11 protein-coding genes are annotated in these 16,860 nt (G+C 72.0%); 3 read left to right on the plus strand and 8 right to left on the minus strand.

Going from position 1 to position 16,860, the window contains the following annotated elements; all coding sequences use genetic code 11:
- Window positions 1-53: 53 nt before the first annotated feature.
- The 6 genes from O0S08_RS20090 to O0S08_RS20115 all read right to left on the minus strand — a co-directional run bounded on the left by O0S08_RS20090 (window position 54) and on the right by O0S08_RS20115 (window position 10,743).
- Window positions 54-1,910 carry a sensor histidine kinase gene (locus tag O0S08_RS20090; protein WP_269040812.1) on the minus strand — a complete coding sequence of 619 codons (1,857 nt, stop codon included), beginning with the start codon at window positions 1,908-1,910 and terminating at the stop codon, window positions 54-56.
- A 179-nt stretch (window positions 1,911-2,089) separates the two neighbouring features.
- Window positions 2,090-3,535, minus strand: coding sequence for an OmpP1/FadL family transporter (locus tag O0S08_RS20095; protein ID WP_269040813.1), 1,446 nt, complete (start codon window positions 3,533-3,535; stop codon window positions 2,090-2,092).
- 131 nt (window positions 3,536-3,666) lie between these two features.
- Window positions 3,667-5,427 (minus strand): acetyltransferase, encoded by a 1,761-nt coding sequence (locus O0S08_RS20100; protein ID WP_269040814.1) that lies wholly within the window; start codon window positions 5,425-5,427, stop codon window positions 3,667-3,669.
- A 21-nt stretch (window positions 5,428-5,448) separates the two neighbouring features.
- Entirely contained in the window at window positions 5,449-7,272 is a 1,824-nt protein-coding gene (locus O0S08_RS20105; RefSeq protein WP_269040815.1) for an acetyltransferase, read from the minus strand.
- 53 nt (window positions 7,273-7,325) lie between these two features.
- Window positions 7,326-9,389 carry a hypothetical protein gene (locus O0S08_RS20110; protein ID WP_269040816.1) on the minus strand — a complete coding sequence of 688 codons (2,064 nt, stop codon included), beginning with the start codon at window positions 9,387-9,389 and terminating at the stop codon, window positions 7,326-7,328.
- A 796-nt stretch (window positions 9,390-10,185) separates the two neighbouring features.
- The gene (locus O0S08_RS20115; RefSeq protein WP_269040817.1) at window positions 10,186-10,743 is read right to left on the minus strand and encodes a hypothetical protein; all 558 of its coding nucleotides are present in this window, start codon (window positions 10,741-10,743) and stop codon (window positions 10,186-10,188) included.
- Between the two features lie 185 nt (window positions 10,744-10,928).
- Here O0S08_RS20115 and O0S08_RS20120 point away from each other — a divergent pair, with 185 nt between their 5' ends.
- On the plus strand, window positions 10,929-11,606 hold the full coding sequence (locus O0S08_RS20120; RefSeq protein WP_269040818.1) for a hypothetical protein: 678 nt from the start codon (window positions 10,929-10,931) through the stop codon (window positions 11,604-11,606).
- A gap of 72 nt (window positions 11,607-11,678) precedes the next feature.
- Here O0S08_RS20120 and O0S08_RS20125 read toward each other — a convergent pair whose 3' ends face one another.
- A complete protein-coding gene (locus O0S08_RS20125) occupies window positions 11,679-13,022 on the minus strand; it encodes a YhjD/YihY/BrkB family envelope integrity protein (protein ID WP_269040819.1) in 1,344 nt (447 codons plus the stop codon).
- Window positions 13,023-13,078: 56 nt separating this feature from the next.
- Window positions 13,079-13,843: a hypothetical protein gene (locus O0S08_RS20130; RefSeq protein ID WP_269040820.1), complete on the minus strand. Its 765-nt coding sequence runs from the start codon at window positions 13,841-13,843 to the stop codon at window positions 13,079-13,081.
- A gap of 47 nt (window positions 13,844-13,890) precedes the next feature.
- Here O0S08_RS20130 and O0S08_RS20135 point away from each other — a divergent pair, with 47 nt between their 5' ends.
- Window positions 13,891-16,029: a serine/threonine protein kinase gene (locus O0S08_RS20135; RefSeq protein ID WP_269040821.1), complete on the plus strand. Its 2,139-nt coding sequence runs from the start codon at window positions 13,891-13,893 to the stop codon at window positions 16,027-16,029.
- Window positions 16,013-16,687 (plus strand): hypothetical protein, encoded by a 675-nt coding sequence (locus O0S08_RS20140; protein ID WP_269040822.1) that lies wholly within the window; start codon window positions 16,013-16,015, stop codon window positions 16,685-16,687. Before O0S08_RS20135 ends, O0S08_RS20140 begins: the two co-directional genes overlap by 17 nt.
- Window positions 16,688-16,860 lie beyond the last annotated feature (173 nt).

Consider the following 16,860-nt stretch of genomic DNA (forward strand, 5'->3'; position numbering starts at 1 on the left):
CCTACCAGCCCCAACGACGCGGTCAAGCGCACGATCGGCGGGCGGCGCGAAAATCAGCCGCGGCGTGTAGGCAGATTCTCAGGGGATGGCTGATCGGGCAGGTCAGCGTTCGCAGTGTCGACGAGGCCCGCCCGCATCGCGGCCGCACGCGCCGCGGCGACGACCTCGGCCGCGGTGCCGCGACGACTCGACGACAGCTCGCGCGGGTCCATGTACGGCAGACGCACGGTGAACGCCGATCCGACGCCGAGCTGCGAGGAGACGTCGATGCTGCCGCCGAGCATCTCGGCGAACGCCCTGGAGATCGCCAGCCCGAGGCCGGTGCCGCCGAACCGACGGGCCGTCCCGGCGTCGCCCTGGGTGAAGGCCTGGAACAACTGCGAGAGCTGCTTCTGCGTCATGCCGATGCCGGTGTCGGCGACGATGAATTGGAGCATGCGCGGCAGCTCGTGGCCGATGCGGGCGACGGTGAGACGGACGACGCCCTTGTCGGTGAACTTCGCCGCGTTGCTCAACAGGTTGATGAGGATCTGCCGCGTCTTGGTGAGGTCGGCGTGGACGAAGCCGATGTCCCGCGGGCACACGACCTCGAGCTTGTTGCCGCCCTTGTCGAGCTGCGGGCGCACGGTGACGAGCACGGCCTCGACCATGTCGGCGACGTCGAAGGTCTCGAGGTGGATGTCCATGCGCCCGGCCTCGATCTTCGACAGGTCGAGGATGTCGGAGATGAGGCCGAGGAGGTGCTTGCCGGCGAACTGGATCTTGCGCAGCTCGTCGATGCCGTCGTCGAGGCCGCGCTCGTCGGCCTCCTCCATGAGCATCTCGGCGTAGCCGATGACGGCGTTGAGCGGGGTCCGCAGCTCGTGCGACATGTTGGCGAGGAAGCGGCTCTTGGCCAGGTTGGCCTCCTCGGCCAGCTCCTTGGCCTCGCGCAGGGAGGCCTCGGCGCGCTTGAGGTGGGTGATGTCCGAGGCGACACAGACGGCGCCGAGCGGGGTGCCGTCGTCGTCGAACAGGTCGGAGCGGGCGAACAGCACCGGGATGTCGCGGCCGTCGGGCGTGTGATAGGCGCGCTCGACCAGCGCGGGGCCCTCGCGTGTGCCGCGGCCGCCGCCCTTGGCGGCGCGAAAGCTGGGGAGGATGGCGGTGAACGGCTTGCCGAGCAGCTGCTCGGGCGCGGCGCGCAGCAGCTGCAAGGTGGCGCGGTTGACCGTCTGCACGGTGCCGTGCGCGTCGAGGACGATCAGCGACTCGGCCATCGAGGCGAGGATGTTGTCGGCGTAGCGCCGCGCACCCTGGGCCTCGAGCAGCAGCGAGGCGGAGCGCAGCTCGCCGGCGCGAGCCCGGTCGAGCGCGTTGCGCAGGCCCTTGACGGCCATCGACAGGAACACGCCGCCGGCGCCGAAGTGAATGAGGTGGGCGACGAAGGCCAGCTCGGGGGTGTCGGGGGTGAGCTGCGGGACGACCACGCCGGCCCGCTCGAGCACGAGGAAGCTGGTGATCGCGGCGGCGCTGAGGCCGATGAACACGAGCATCCACACCTGGCGGAACAGCAAGGTGGCGACGATGACGACCAGCATGTAGCCGCCGATGCTCGGGCTGCGCACTGCGCCGTGCGTCAGCGAGCCGAAGGTGACGGCCAGCCACAACAGGCCGAGGAAGATCGCGCCGGCGAGCCGCAGCCAGCCGCGGTGGACCAGGACCAGCAGGCCGAAGCTGAGCAGACCGATGCCGGGGTAGATGATCAGCGCCGCGGAGGCGTCGGTCAGGTACACCACCTGCAACGCGCCGGCGATGGTGCAGATGGCGATGCTGATGACGAGGATCGTGTGCAGGACACCGGCGACCCGGCCCAGCTCTTCGTCCGCGAACTTCGGCCGCTCAAGCAGTCTGCGCAGAAGCCCCGCCATGTCTCTGCGACACGCGACCCCCTCGCCAGCCACGCTACGGGCCGCGCGGGAGGCCTGTCAAGGACGGCGCCTGCGGGCCTCCTGCCTCGCGGCCCTGGCGCTCGCCGAGGCGCCGCGCGCGTGGCTGAGCTGTCCCGAGATGCAGGTCCTTGGGGGCATGCGGCGATCCACCCGACGGCTCAGAAGCGCGCCCGCAGGTGACCGGCGATGGCGGCGATGAAGAGGCGATAGGTGCCGTTGCCGAGGTCGTAGTCGGAGCCCCGCACCTGCCGCGGCGCGATCCCCTGGAAGCGAGCGTCGGCGAGGAGCGAGATCCGCGGGCTCACGTCGAGCACCCCGCCGAGGGCGCCGATGATGCGCTGGCCGTCGGGCGAGGCGGTGTCGATCGTCTTCTCCGGCGAGGCGGGCGACTGATAGCCGAGAGTGGCGCTGACGAGGATCCGCTCGGTGGCCCGGAAGCGGCCGCTGGCCTCGACCCAGATCGTGTCCTTCCACAGGCGCGGCAGGTTGACGGCCAGAGTGTCGCCGATGCCGAGCTTGGGCTGGGCCAGGTCGGGCGAGGTGGCGGTGACGCGGAAGGCGTCGAGCTCGGAGTAGCGGACGTACTGCACGAAGCCGTCGACGCGCCAGCGCTCGCCGATGTCGTAGCCGAGGCCGAGGGTGATCCGCTTGGGCAGGGTGTACTCGAGGGTGGCGTCGCCGCGGACCAGCGGCTTGAACTGCAGGCCCTGCGCGGCCAGGTCCTGGGTGAAGAACGGGTCGTTGAGGTCGACCGCGAACTTGCCGCGGTAGCGCATCGCCGTGCTGTGGAAGTAGGTGAGGGCGATGTTGAAGCGCTTGGTCGGGTTGACGGTGATGCCGACGTTGAAGGTGACGCCGTGGGCGATCGCCTTCTTGAGCGAGAACGGTCGCGACAGCACGTCGAGCTCGCGCACCTCGGTCGGCGCGTCGGGGCCGAACGAGTTCTTCTGGCCGAGAGTGTTGAGGCCGTCGGCGAATTCCTGCACGCCGGCGAAGTCCTGCAGCTTGCTCAGCTCGGCGAACCCGAGCACGTAGGCGACGCCGGCCCCGAGCGAGACGTAGTCGTTGATCCGCACGCCGGCGCCGAGGTGGATCTGCGAGGTGGCGATGAACGCCTGCTGGGCCTGCCACTTCTGCGCGCCGTCCTTGGGGAACTTGAGCGCGGCCGCGAACGGGACGTAGATGCCGAGGCCGAGGGTGAGGCGGTCCTTCACCACCGGGTAGGCGAAGAAGAAGTTGCCGCTCGGCGCGACCGGGTTGGCCTTGACCTGGTCGCTCGGCCCGGTCTTCATGCCGTCGATGTAGGAGGGGTCGATCGGCGCGTTGAACTGCAGGGTGTCGGGCGTCTGATAGGCGCCGGTGCGCTCGCGGTCGTAGCGGATGTCGCCGACGATCAGGCCGACGCCCGCCAGCACCTCGCCCTTCTTGAGGTAGCCGAGGTTGGCCGGGTTCCAGTAGACGGCCGCGGCGTCGCGCGCGGTCGGGTTCGACTGCCCGCTGGTGACGATCGGCGCGTCGAGGCCGGACGCGCGGGCGCTCCCGGGGACGGCGAGGGCGCACAGGGCGAGGGCGGGGACGAGGGCGCGGAGGGAGAGGAGACGCATGGCGGGTGGCTGGGGGGCGGAGGACAGGTGCGAAAGACCAGGAACGAGAGGCAAGGTCGTCAAGGCCAGGTCCGAACGGGCAGGTCCGAAAGCGCAGGTGAGGACAGGCTAGGCGTGGGGCGGCGGGGGCGTCAACGGGTGCGGGTGAGCTCGATGGCGAGGTTGTTGGCGCTCGGCTTGTCGAGCACGCGGAGCTTGTAGCGGCGGCGGTCGTCGTCCTCGACGTAGAGCTCGTCCCCGGGGGCGACGCGGACCTTCTCGTGGGTGGTGTCGCCCTCGATGTCGGCCTTCGACGAGCGCTTGTCGGTGAGCTCGAAGTCGGCGAAAAAGCCGGGCCGCTCGTACTCGTAGGGGCGCGCGGGCAGGCCGTCGGCGTCCTTGCGCAGGTCGGCCTCGGTGACGAAGAACAGGTAGTCGCCGCCCTCGCCGCCGGCCGCGGGGGCGGGCTTGTAGTAGTAGAAGTCGGCGTCGCCGTCGGCGTTGTCGTTGAGCTGCTCGGTGATGCCGATCAGCGCCTCGGGGTTGCGCTCGAGGTTGGCCTTGATCTGGGCGACGATGGCCGGCTCGTCGAGCGGGATCTCGATGTCGCGCAGCGTGAACTCGACGTCGGCGTCGCCCTCGGCCAGGCCGCCGTCGTGCAGGCGGACCTGGGCGACCTCGCTGAGCAGGTCCCAGAGGTAGGCCGGCGGCGGCGGGTTGCCGACGTCGGTGAAGGTCTTCATCTCGGTCCAGCCGGTCGCGTCGACGCAGGCCTCGAAGGCGACGACGTCGGTGCCGAGCTTGTACTCGTCGCAGTGCGGGCCGATGCCCTCGACCGTGCGCCGCCGGGCCATCTCGGCGATCAGGCGCTCGAACAGCCACGGCGGCAGGTCCCACGCCGGCGAGTTGCCGGTCGGCAGCGGCTCGCGGGCGTCGCCGCCGGGGACGAAGGCGTCGTCCTCGAGCACGCGCACGGTCATCTCCGAGATCGTGAGCTCCTTCGACAGGCCCTCGACGCGGATCCACTCCGGGTCGGTGAAGTCGAACACCTCGTGGATCTGGCTGGCGGTGCTGTTGACGCTGGCGACGTAATTGGTGGTGAGGTCGACGCCCTTGTACGGCAGGGCGTTGAGGTTGACCCGCACGAACATGGTGAACGCGTCCTCGGTGATGCCCGAGGCGGCGAGGACGAAGCCGGGGTGGACGAGCGCGTTGGGATCCGCGGGGTCGAGCGAGGCGGGGCCGAACCGGTCGGGCAGGCTCTCGAAGGCGTAGACGATGTCGCCGAGGGTGATCGGCAGGGCCCGCGGGGCGATCGGCCACAGGCCGTCGGGGTGGTCGCCGTCGACGGCCCCCTTGCGCGACTGGGCGGCCGGGTGCGAGCCGAGCAGCTCGTCGAGGAACACCTCCGAGACGACCTTCGGCGGGATGGCGTCGTCGGTCACGCCGATCTGCATGAGCGCCGCCAACGCCTTGGCCGGCGGCACGCCGACGGCCGCCGACAGCGAGATGAGCTCCTCGAGCTTGGTGCCCTCGAGGTCGACGTTGTCGGCGGTCATGTTGAGCAGCCGGCGCATGTTCTGGGCCGCCGGCGCCAGCGCGTCGGCCTCGTCCGGCGGCAGCGCGCGCAGCTCGTCGAGCACCACGGTGACCGACTCGGTGAGGTCGTAGTCGAGCAGCCACAGGTCGTCGAGGATCTTGCGCGGCAGCTTGCGCATCTGCTCGAGGGTGATCGCCTGCTCGAAGTTCTCGACCTCGAAGCGGAGCGAGCGCAAGACGACCCGCTTCGGCTGGCCGATCGCGGCCTCCGTCGGGACCTCGGCCGCGGGGACGGCGATGTCGTCGATGCAGCCGGCCGGGCCCAGGAGGGCCGCGAGGGCGGACGTGGCGAGGGCGAGGCGGCGCGTGGTCATGGCTGGCCTTGAGGGCAGGTTTCAGCGGGAGCGCGTGACGGTGAGGGCGACGCTGTGCGGAGCCGGCTTGTCCTCGACGACGAGCTTGAACAGGCGCTGCTGATCGTCGAGCAGGTAGAGGACGTCGCCGGCGGCGATCTTGACCTTCTCGTGGCTGGTGTCGCCGTCGATGGCGACGACCTCGGAGGCCTTGTCGGTCAGCTGGGCGTCGCGGAAAAAGCCGGGCTTCTTGTAGCCGTAGGGCCGCACGGGCTCGCCCTCGTCGTCGTTCTCGATGTCGGCGGCGGTGACGAAGTACAGCCAGTCGCCCTGCAGCTCGGGCGGGTTGTCGCCCTTGGGGACGTAATAATAGAAGTCGGCCCGGCCCTCGGTGTTCTCGTTGAGCAGCTCGGCGATGGCCGACAGGGCGGCGGGGTTCTTCTGGATGTTGCCCTTGATCTGCGCGACCAGGTCGTCGACGGTGGTGCCGACCGGGACCTGCTCGAGCGTGAAGCTGATGTCGCCCTCGCCCTCGGCGAGGCCGCCGTCGTGCAGGCGGACCTGGGCGACCTCGAGCAGGACGTCCCAGAAGTAGGACGGCGGCGGCGGCGGCGAGTCGAGCAAGACGCTGTCGTCGATGGCGATCGAGGTCCAGTGCGCGGGCGCCTCGGCGTCGGGGTCGAAGCCGTCGCCGGTGAAGTCGCCCTGGCCGATGCACGCCTGCACGGCGATGAACGGCGGGTCGACCTGGCCCTTGGGCCCGTACTCGCTGCAGTGAGCGGGGATGGCGGCGGCGCGGGCGACCGCGACCTCGGCGATCAGCCGCTCGAACAGCCAGCGCGGCTTCTGCCACACCGCCGAGTCGCCGAGCGGGGCCGGCTCCTGGCTGGCGCCGCTGGCGACGAACTCCTTGTCCTCGTCGATGGTCATCGTCATCTCCTCGACGACCAGCGCCGGCACGAGGCCCTCGATGCTCATCCAGTCCTCGCTGGTGAAGTCGAAGGCGCTCAAGATCTGGCTCTTGGTGCTGTTGACGTTGGCGACTGTCCCATCGGTCAGGTCGAGGCCCTTGTACGGCAGGGCGTTGAGGTCGACCTTGACGACCATCTTGAAGTCGGGCGTGGTCGCCTTGAACTTGAAGGCGCCGCCGATGAAGCCGGGGTGATCGGGGTCGTCGGGGTCGGGGGCCTCGGCCGGGCCGAACCGCACCGGCATCTCGGCGAAGTCGGTGACGACGTCCCACAGGCTCACCGGCAGGCTGCCCGGCGCGACCGGGTACTTGCCGTCGGGGTGCTCGGCGTCGACCGGGCCGGGGCGGAACTGGGCGTTCGGGTGGGTGCCGACGACGTTGTCGATGACCGCGCGGGTGGTCAGGTCGACGGTGATGATCGGCTCGTTGGGATCGACGGCGATCAGGTCGGCGAGGATGGTCGCCGGGCCGAGGCCGACGGCCTCGCCGACGCCGATGAGCGGCGCCAGCGAGGTTCCGTCGAGGCTGGTCGACTTGGCGGTCATGTTGAGCAGCTTCCACATGTTCTGGGCGCTGCGCGGGAGCTGCGGGACGTCCGCCTCGGGGGTGGCGATCAGGGTCAGCAGGGCGTTGCGGATCAGCGGCTCGAGATCCATGTCGAGCAGCCAGGTCTCGCGCAAGATCTTCTCCGGGAACCGCTCCTGGATGTCCGCGAGGCTCAGCTCCTGGACGAAGCCCTTGGCGTCGAGGCGGAGGAACCGCAGCTCCACCCGCCGCTCGGCGCCGAGCGCGACCTCCACCGCGGCCGGCGGCTCGGGCACCGTGACCTCCTCGACGCAGGCGGGCGCGAGCAGGGCGGCGAGGATGAGGGGGACGTGGGGGGTATTTCGGGACATGGCGGAACGCACAGGAAGGAAGGGACAGGAGGCGGTGGGGGCCGACCTGCTGCTCACAGCTTGCGGACGCGGACGACGATCTCGACCGGGTCGCCGCCGGCGGGGACGGTGAAGCGCAGCTCGTAGGTGTCGCCGGCGTCGTCCTGGATGAACAGCGTCGACTCGCCCTCGGGCAGGCGGTACTTCTCGTGCTCGGTGTCGGTCACGCCGTCGACGGCGGTCGAGGACAGCTTGTCGGTCAGCTCGGCGTCGGCGAAAAAGCCGGGCTTGGCGTAGTCGTAGGCGGCCAGCGCCAGCGGATCGTCGGCGTCGGGCCGCTTGTCGTCGGGGCCGACGAAGAAGAGGTACGGGGTGCCGCCGTCGGCCGCGCGCCGGTAGTAGAAGTCGAGCCGGCCGTTCGAGGTCCAGTAGTTGCCGAGGATCACGTCGGCGATCTTGTCGGACTGGCTCTGCAGGGTCGGCCGGATCTGCGCGATCATCTCCTCGGCGGTGAAGCCGATCGGGACGCCCTTGAGCGCGAACACCGGGCGCGCGGCGCCCTCCGCGAGGTTGTCGGCGGTGTTCTGCTCGCCGCCGACGATCTTGCCGTTCATGTCGCGCATGAAGGCGTCGTTGCCGGCGGGGTCGTGGATGATGTCCTGGGCGACGGCGAGGAGCATCTCCCACAGGTACTGCGGGGCCGGCGAGACGAGGTTCGGGACCTGGATGTCGAACTCGGCCCAGCCGGGCTCGATGGTGCCGATCGAGGCGCCGGCCAGGCACGGCAGGCCGGGGGCGAAGCAGTAGAACGGGTAGTCGAGGTCCTTGAAGGCGAGGTAGGCGGCCTGGGCGACGATCCGCTCGAGCGACCACTCGGGCTGCGACCACACGTAGGTGTCGCCCAGCGGGCTGTCGGGGAGGTTGGGGGCGCAGGTGGCGTGGCCGTCGGTGCACGACGCGACCTTGGTGTCGAGCTCGGCGATCGCCATGCGCATGTCGACCGTGGGGTTGGCGGCGATGCCCTCGATCTGGACCTTGTCGGGGTCGTTGAAGTCGAAGGCGAGCGGGGCGGCGGCGAGGCTCAGGAACATCTCGCCGGCGCCGTCCGAGGCGTCGATGCCGTCGACGCGCCGCAGGTTGCTGGCGGCGGTGGCGACCATCTTGAACTCGGAGGTGAGAGCGTCGCTGTAGGTCGTGAAGTCGGCGTCGTCGGGGACGAGCAGGCCGGGGTGATCGCCGGTCGGGCCGAGCTTGTCGGACAGCGGCTGCATGTCCATCAGCGCGTCGTAGAGGGTGACCGGCAGCTTGCCCTCGCTGTTGGCGATGTTGGGGTGCGAGGCGAGCAGGGTGACCTTGAGCGCGTCACGCAGGACGGCGATCGGGATGAAGGGCCGGGTGTGCAGGTCGCCCTCGTGGGCTTTGTCGAGCTTGGAGTCCTTGAGCTTCTCGGTGCACTGGACCGAGCCGAGCTCGTGGCCGCCGCAGAACAGGCTGGCGGCGAGGACGTCGCTGAAGGTGAGGCCGTTGACGGTCTCGTTGTCGTAGAGCGAGAAGAGGTACTGGAAGTCCTCCATCACCGTGGTCGCCACGTTGGCGTTGCGCGGCGTCATGGTGAGGAGGCGGACCATGGCGAACTGCGGCGAGGTGCGCCACAAGGCCGGGTCGTTGGCGTCAGGGTCGCCGTCGTACAGCTTGCCCAGCGGGGTGAGGTTGCAGTCGTGCTTGGGATCGACCGGCAGGTCGCCGTTCAGGACCGCGGGGTCGTAGACGTTCCACTTGTCGCCGCACGAGCTCTGGATGGTCGAGAGGACGTTGTCGAGCAGCGGGGTGCTGTCGAGCTCGATGAGCTTGATGTCCCTGGCGGCGACCTCGCCGAAGATCTCGAGCGCCTTGGCCTTGTCCATCTCGAGCACGACCGGCGGCGGCGGGGTGTCGTCGATGCGCAGGAAGAAGCGGTCGGTCGGGACCTGGGGAGCGGCGGGCTCGCCGGTGGTGGGCGCGTCGGTGGTGTCGGTGTCGGCGGCCGTGCCGGTCTCGGTGGTGGTGCTGTCGCCGTCAGTGTCGCCCGGGTCGCCGGGACACGCCGCGAGCGCGGGGATGAGCAGCGAGAGCGAGAGCAGGGGGCGGGGGTGTCTCATGGCGCAGGCCGTCCGAAGCCCGCAGTATCGCAGCTTTTCACCGACCCCGCGATAGGACGAGGCGCCCCGCGGCCTTGCGCCCCCGCGCCGTGCCGGGGCGATCCGGGTGCTGCAGCCGCGAGGTGCTCACGAGCGGACGGCTCGCAGAAGAGCCTGCGCCGGTCGCCCGGCCGCCGCAGCGGCGAGGCGATCACGCGCGCAGGCGGAGAGGCGCGGGGCTCGACGGACGCAGACGCGGCGAGCTCGCGGCGCGAACGGTGAGCACGGCGCGGCACGGTGCGGCGATTCGCTGCGCACAGGTGCGTACGCGGGACTCGGGGGCCGTGAGGCGAGCCGGTGATTCGCGGACGCGGGCGAGGTGACTGGCCCCGCACAGGGCGTATGCGGGCCTCGAGGGCCGTGGGGCGAGCCGGTGTTTTTTGCGACGAGCGAGGCGACCGGCCGCGCACCGGGGGCGTATGCGGGCCTCGACGGCCGTGAGGCGATCCTATGATTTTGTGCGACGGGGGCGAGGCGCTGCGCACAGAGCGTATGCGGGCCTCGACGGCCGTGAGGCGATCCTATGATTTTGTGCGACGGGGGCGAGGCGCTGCGCACAGGTGGCCACGCGGGACTCGGCGGTAGCGAGGCGAGCGGGTGATTCGCGCGACGGGGGCGCACAGGGGGCCACGCGGGACTTGTCGGTAGCGAGGCGATCCGGTGATTCGCGCCCTGCGGGCGAGGCGATTCGGTGCGTGCAGGTGCGTCCGCGGGCCTCGGCGGCCGCGAGGCGATCAGGGGGCGGGCGCGGCGCCTGTCACTTGCTGCCGGGCGCCGGGGCCTTCGCCGGCGCGGGCGGCGGGGCGGGATTGGCGGGCGCGGGCGGCGGGGCGTTGAAGCGGCTCTCGAGCTCGACGCCGCGGACGCAGAAGGCCCCCGGCTGGCGCGGATCGGGGTCGCGGTCGACGATCAGGAAGTACTGGTGTTGCTGGGCGAAGCCGGCCTGCAGCACGTGGTAGACGCGATCGCTGATGTCGGGGCAGCCGCGGCCCCAGTAGAGCCGCGCGGGCTTCTCGACGGGGTCGCCGAACTGCCGCCAGAACCCGTAGAGGTAGCCGCTGCCGTTCTCGTAGACGACCATGTTCGACAGGCTCACGGCCCACATGCGCGGCTTGACCTCGCCGGAGCCCTTGGGCCCGCCGAGCGCAGGGCCGGGGGTGGGCGTCGGCGCGGCCGGGGGGGCGGTCGCGGCCGAGAGGTTCGTCGACGCGCTGCTCGGCGCGGCCGCGGAGGCGTCGAAGCCGATCAGCGCGAGGAGGCCGAGGATCGCCGCGGCGAGGGGGGCACGGGCGGGGCGCACTGACGAGTCGGACATGCGTGAATTTGACACAATGCTCACGCGCCTTGTAAAGCGGGGTACCCCGATAATTGCCTCACGCCGCTCGGCGCAGGGCCGGTTTGAATAAATGGGTCGTGGTTTGCGACGCGACCGTCCGGTCGCCGGCATCGCCGCCGCGGCGGCTTCACCGGGGCGCAGGACTTTCGGTATAGTCGCCGCCGATGCCCGGCTCGTCGCTGCACGGGCGCGCCTTCACGCGCGTCGCCGTGATCGTCGCCCTCTCGCTGACCCCGGCGCTGGCGCAGGCCCAGGAGCCCACGCTGGAGCCGGTGGCCGAGGGGCCCGCACCGGCGGCGGCGCCGGCGTCGCCGCGACCGCCGGCGGTCGAGGTCGAGACGGCCACGCGCGTGCGCCACAACTGGTACGCGGGGTTCGGCGTCGGCCTCGGCGCCGGCAACCTGCGCCGCACCGAGGGCGGCCGCAACGCGCTGTCGGTGGCGCTGCTCGGCCAGGTGCGAGCGGGCGGCCGGGTCCGCGACAACCTGCTGGTCGGCGGCTTGCTGTCGATGACGCTTGGCGGGGCCCGCCGCGGCCAGGCGCTGCTCGCGGTGCTGGCCGAGGTCATCGGCTACCCGATCAAGGGCAAGGGCCTGGTGCTGCAGGGCGCGGCCGGGCTCGGCACCTTCGTGCAGGCCGAGGTGGCCACCGACATCGTCAATCCGAATGCGGGGATCAGCCGCGCGGCCGTCGGGCTCGCGTTCGGCGTCGGCCTCGGCTACGAGTTCTGGCTGGCCCGCCGCTTCAACCTCGGGCTGATGATCCGCGGCGACGGGATGGCGGCGCCGCAGCTCGGCCTGCGCGCGGCCGGTACGTTCGGCCTGACGTTTACCTGGTACTGAGGACAGGCCCGAAGGGGCAGGTTCGAAGGGACAGGGCGCTTCGCCCAGGTCCGAAGGGACAGGGCGCGAAGGTCAGGTGACTCCGCCGGCGGCGCGGCGCTCGCGGGCCTGCTCGATGAGGTGCTGGTAGGTGACCTCGCCGAGGACGCTGGCCTCGCCGCGGTCGCAGCGCTCGAACAGCTCGGTGAGGCTGTCGTTGCGCGGCTGGTCGACGTCGGCGCGGAACAGCCGCAGGATGTCGAGGACGCGCAGTTGGTCGAGCGGGCGCGCGGGCACGTAGCCGTTGTCGTCGCCGACGAGCCGCAGGACCACGCCGGCGGCCTCGAGGCGGGTGAGGACGTCGGACAGGCGGGTGGCCTCGACGCGGAACCGCGAGGCCAGGGCCTGCAGCGCGAGCGGGGCGCCGCGGCGGTCGTAGTGGTCGCAGATGGCGAGGACGATCCGCGCGGCCAGGCGGGCGGCGCTGACGCCCCCCTCGGGGTCGCGCCGCAGGCTGGGGTTGACGAAGCCGTCGCGGCGGACCACGGCGATGTGCTGGACGACGTAGGCGATCTCGGCGGCGAGCAGGACGATCAGCCACGAGAGGTAGGCCCACACGCAGAACACGGGGATCAGGGCGAGCGCGCCGTAGGTGCCCTCGTAGGTGCGGAAGGTGCCGAGGTAGAGGGCGAAGCCCCGCTTGCCGAACTCGAACAGGGTGGCGCCGACGACCCCGCCGACGACGGCGGCCCTCCAGGTGACGGAAGTGGCCGGCAAGAACCGCAGCAGGACGATGAAGGCGATGTCGGTGCTGAGGTAGGGGATGACGGAGAAGTTCTGGTCGGTGAAGCGGGCGACGATCGACTGGGTGATGCTGAAGAAGATCACCAGCGGGGCCAGCGTGGTGAGCGTGTAGAACATCGCGAACTTGGCCACGATCGAGCGCCGCAGCTTGGCGCGCCAGATCTGGTTCATCGCGTCCTCGAGGGTGATGAACAGCAGCATGGCGCCGCCGATCGAGCCGAGGAAGCCGATGACGCCGAGGTTCTCGACGGTGACCCGCGAGGCGAGGTCGTAGACCTGGGCGCTGATGACCTCGGAGCGCCCGGGGTCGGGGATCAAGGCCCGCGCGACCCGGTTGATGAAGCTGCGCCCGCTGTCCTCGCCGAGCAGGCCGAGCAGGGTGAGGATCAGGCCGGCGAACGGGACCAGCGAGAGCAGGGTCTGCAGCGCGAGGCTCGAGGCGAGGGTGGTGCTGCGATCGACGAACAACCACCGCCGCACGGCGTAGACGGCGGCGAGCCAGACCTGGCGCCCGGGGCTCGGGTCGAAGGTGACTGTCCTCGGGAACAGGTACTCGCGCAGCCACGCCAGCCGGTCACGCCGCTCGGCGGGCGCCGGCGCCTGGACGTCGAGGTCGGGCTGCGGTTCGTCCATGGCTCCCCGCTCAGTGTGTCCGAGGTCCGTGCGGACCCGCTAGCGGGCATCGACGCTCATCCGCCCTGGGCGGCCGGGAGGCGCGGCGGCGCGGTCCGCTTGGCGGCCCGGGCGACCTTCTCGCGCAGCGGCTCGGCGAGGGCCTCGATGTCGTCGCGCAAGGCGCCCAGCTCCTCCTCGAGCCGACGCACGCGCTTCTCCGGCAGGCCGTCGAGGTCCGGCAGCAGCTCGGCGAGCTTGCGCGCGGCGGCGGAGGCCTTGTTGAGCATGTCGAGCTTCTCGGCGCCCTTGGGCCGCGGATGCAGGACGGGGTCGAAGCGCTTGCGCAGCTCGGCGACCGGCTGGCCCTCGTCGAACACGGCCGACTTGAGCTCGGTGAGGACCTCGGGGGCGTGCGGGCGCGGGGGCGCGCGGCGGGAGGGCGCGGGCTCTTCTTCGCCCTCGCTGAGATCGTTGGCCGGACCGTCGCCGATCGCGCGCGAGAAGTAGTCGATCGCCTCGACGGTCGGGATGGTGCGCGCGACGCCGTCCCACTCGAGCACCTCGGGGGCGTGCCGCTGCACGGTCGAGTAGCTGACGGTCAGCTTGTCGACGGTGGCCTTCTTGAGGGTCAACTCCTGCGCGCAGTAGGCGTGGAAGTCGTCGTAACCCCAGCGCTCGTAGGCCCGCCCGGCGCGGACCTTGATGAGCGCCTCCGCGAGCTCGATCCACGAGCGCTTGAAGCGCTGGGTCCGCCGCACGACCTCGAGCCGCTGCGCGTCCCCGCCGGTCCGCTCGAGCAGCTCGGCGAGGTCGTCGATCTTCTTGGTTCCCTTGGACACCGGGGCTCCTATATCACCCGGGCCGCGCCCTTTGGTACCGTGGCCGCGTGGCCCCGGACGCACACGCGCTGGCGACGCTGGCCCCGCAGACGCCGGCGGAGCCGCAGTCCGCGGCCGTCCGCCTGACGCGGACGGCGCGCGCGGACTGGCAGCCGGCGGAGGCCGATCCCCCGCTCCGGAACGGGGCGGTGATCGACGGCCGCTACCGGGTGGTCTCGGTCATCGGCGAGGGCGGGATGGGCCGCGTCTACGAGACGGAGCACCTGTTCCTCCGCCGCCGACTGGCGCTCAAGCTGGTCCGCCGCGACGCCGGCACCGGCGAGGCGGCGGCGCGGCTGCTGCAAGAGGCGGTGCTCGCCGGCAAGGTGCCGCACGCGACGGTGGTGCCGGTGTTCGACTGCGCCGCGTTGCCCGACGGCCAGGTCTACGTGGCGATGGAGCTGCTTCGCGGCGAGAGCCTCGAGGAGGCGCTGCTGCGGCCGCAGCGGGCCGAGGAGGTGCTGCGCTGGCTGGCCGAGGTGGCGCGCGGGCTGGCGGCGGCCCATCGCGCGGGCATCGTGCACCGCGACGTGAAGCCGGCGAACCTGTTCCTGGCCCGCACGAACGACGGGCGCGTGCAGCCGCGGATCCTCGACTTCGGCATCGCCAAGCTGCTCCCGGGCCTCGCCGGAGAGGCCGGCGCGGCGGTCCAGACGCAGGCCGGCGCGCTGCTCGGGACGCCGTTCTACATGGCGCCGGAGCGGATCCGCGGCGAGACCGGCGACGGCAGCGCGGACCTCTACGGCTTCGGCGTGATCCTCTACGAGGCGCTGACCGGGCAGGTGCCGTTCCTCGCCGACGGCTTCATGGAGATCGTGGCTCGCCACCTGCGCGAGCCGCCGCTCGACCCGCGCCAGGCGGCCCCGCAGCGGCGGATCCCCGACGCCCTGGCCGAGCTGGCGCTGGCGCTGCTGCGCAAGGACCCGCAGGCGCGACCCGGCGACGGCGACGCGGTGGCCGCGGCGCTGCTGGCGGTGCTGGAGCGCGAGCCCGTCGCGGTGGCGAACCTGTGGCTCGGGGCGGAGGCACCGGTGTCGGCCGCGGCGGCGACGCAGGCGATCGAGGAGGGCTCGACGCAGCGGCTCGAGGGACAGGTCTTGACGGACATGTCCCGAGGGGCAGGTTCCGTCGACGGCGCCGAGCGGGGCGGGGCGGGGCGAGCGGACCTGTCCCAGGGGGCAGGTCTTGCGCGGGCGAGCGCGACGGCGGCGACGCTGGTTCCGGGGCTGGACCTGTCCGCAGGGACAGGCGCGGAGCGCTCGGCCCAGGGGGCCGGGGTCGCGCGGGCGAGCGCGACGGCGGCGACGCTGGTTCCGGGGCTGGACCTGTCCGCAGGGACAGGCGCGGAGCGCTCGGCGCAGGGGGCAGGGTTCGCGCGGGCGAGCGCGACGGCGGCGACGCTGGCGCCGGAGCTCGAGCTGTCCGTGGGGACAGGCGCGGACGAGCGCTCGGGAGCCTCCATGTCGCGCGGGGCGAAGGGCTCGTCCGCAGGCGCGGCTTCGGCGGGCTCGGCGGGAGACAGCCTGTCCGCGGGGACAGCCTCGAGCTCGCGCGCCGCTCGGGCGCGAGCGGACGGCCCGGCCACCGACTCGGGGGGCGCGGCGGAGGCCGCAGCGGTGCGAACGGACATGTCCTCACGGCCAGGTACGGCGGCCGGCAGCCTGCGCGTGGCGGCGCTGGTGCTGGCGTGCGCGGCGGGCGGGCTGGTGGCGTGGGTGTTGATGCCGCGCGACGAGGCGGGCGCGGACAGATCGCCCGCTCCTGCACCGGACGGGGTCGGGGTGGCGCTGCCGTTCGCGTCTCCGGGGTCTGGTCCGCCGCGAACCGTGGACGCGGCGCCGGGGGGCCCGGAGCCGGCCGACTCGCAGGATCGGTCGGCGACGACGGGGTCCTCGCCGCCGGTGGCCGACCCGGGTCCGGCGACGGGTACGAGCGGGGCTTCGACCTCGGGGACCGAGTCCGGGTCCGCGACGCCCGGCGCCGCGGCGACGACGGGCCCTGCGGCCGAACCCGAGGCGACGGCGACCGATCCGGAGGTCTCGGCGCCGAAGAAGCGGGGCAAGAAAGCGCCGCGCAAAGCTGGTACAACCGAGCCGGGTCCGCGCGAGGCGGGGCCGAAGATCAAGACCGATGTCTACGACGAGTGAGACTCTCTGGCGCCAGCGCCCGCGTGCGGCGGGTTGGCGACGCGCGCTGGTCGGCGCCCTCGTGTTCGCCCTCGCTCGGCCGGCCGCGGCGGCTCCGGGCGGCCCGGCCGAGGCGCCGGCGACGGTCGACGCGGCCCTGGCGGCCGGGGACCTCGGGACGGCGCGCGGCCTGGCCGAGAAGGCCCGCGAGGCCGATCCGAGCGCCGACAACTGGCGCCGCGAGGCCGAGGTGTGCCAGCGCCTGGCCGACTACGCGTGCGCGCGCGCGGCCTGGAAGGGGCACCTGACGGCGCTGCCGAAGGGGGCCGACCGCGAGGCCGCGGAGGCGCAGCTGGCTGCGCTGGAGGACATGTCCCGGGGGACAGTCGCCGACGAGGCGGCGTCGACCCACCGCGCGGCGCTCGACAAGTCCCGCGCCGACAAGGAGGCCGCGCTGCACCCGAAGCCGGCCGTCGCGGAGGGGCCGAAGAAGGCGCCGGCGAAGCGCGAGCGGATCGTGAAGAAGTGGTACTTCTGGGTGACGACGATCGCGATCGCAGCCGCGGCCGGGGCGATCACCGGCATCGCCATCCAGGCGGCCCGCGACGAGCGCGCCGACGACCTCGACGAAGGCGCCCGCCTGCGCCTCCAGCCCGAGGGCCTCGGGCTGCGGTTCTGACGCGGCTGTCTTGAAGGACAGACTGGCTGTCCCGAGAGACTGGTGTTCAGCCCGAGGGCCTCGGGCTCGGCGGTTTGAGCTGTCCTGAAGGACAGCGTATCGAGCTGCCCTGAAGGACATGTTACCCGTGCGCCTCGACTTCGCCGCGCCCCGTTCGCGCGTGACCTGGCCCA

The sequence above is a fragment of the Nannocystis punicea genome (assembly GCF_026965555.1).
Lineage (GTDB): Bacteria > Myxococcota_A > Polyangia > Nannocystales > Nannocystaceae > Nannocystis > Nannocystis punicea.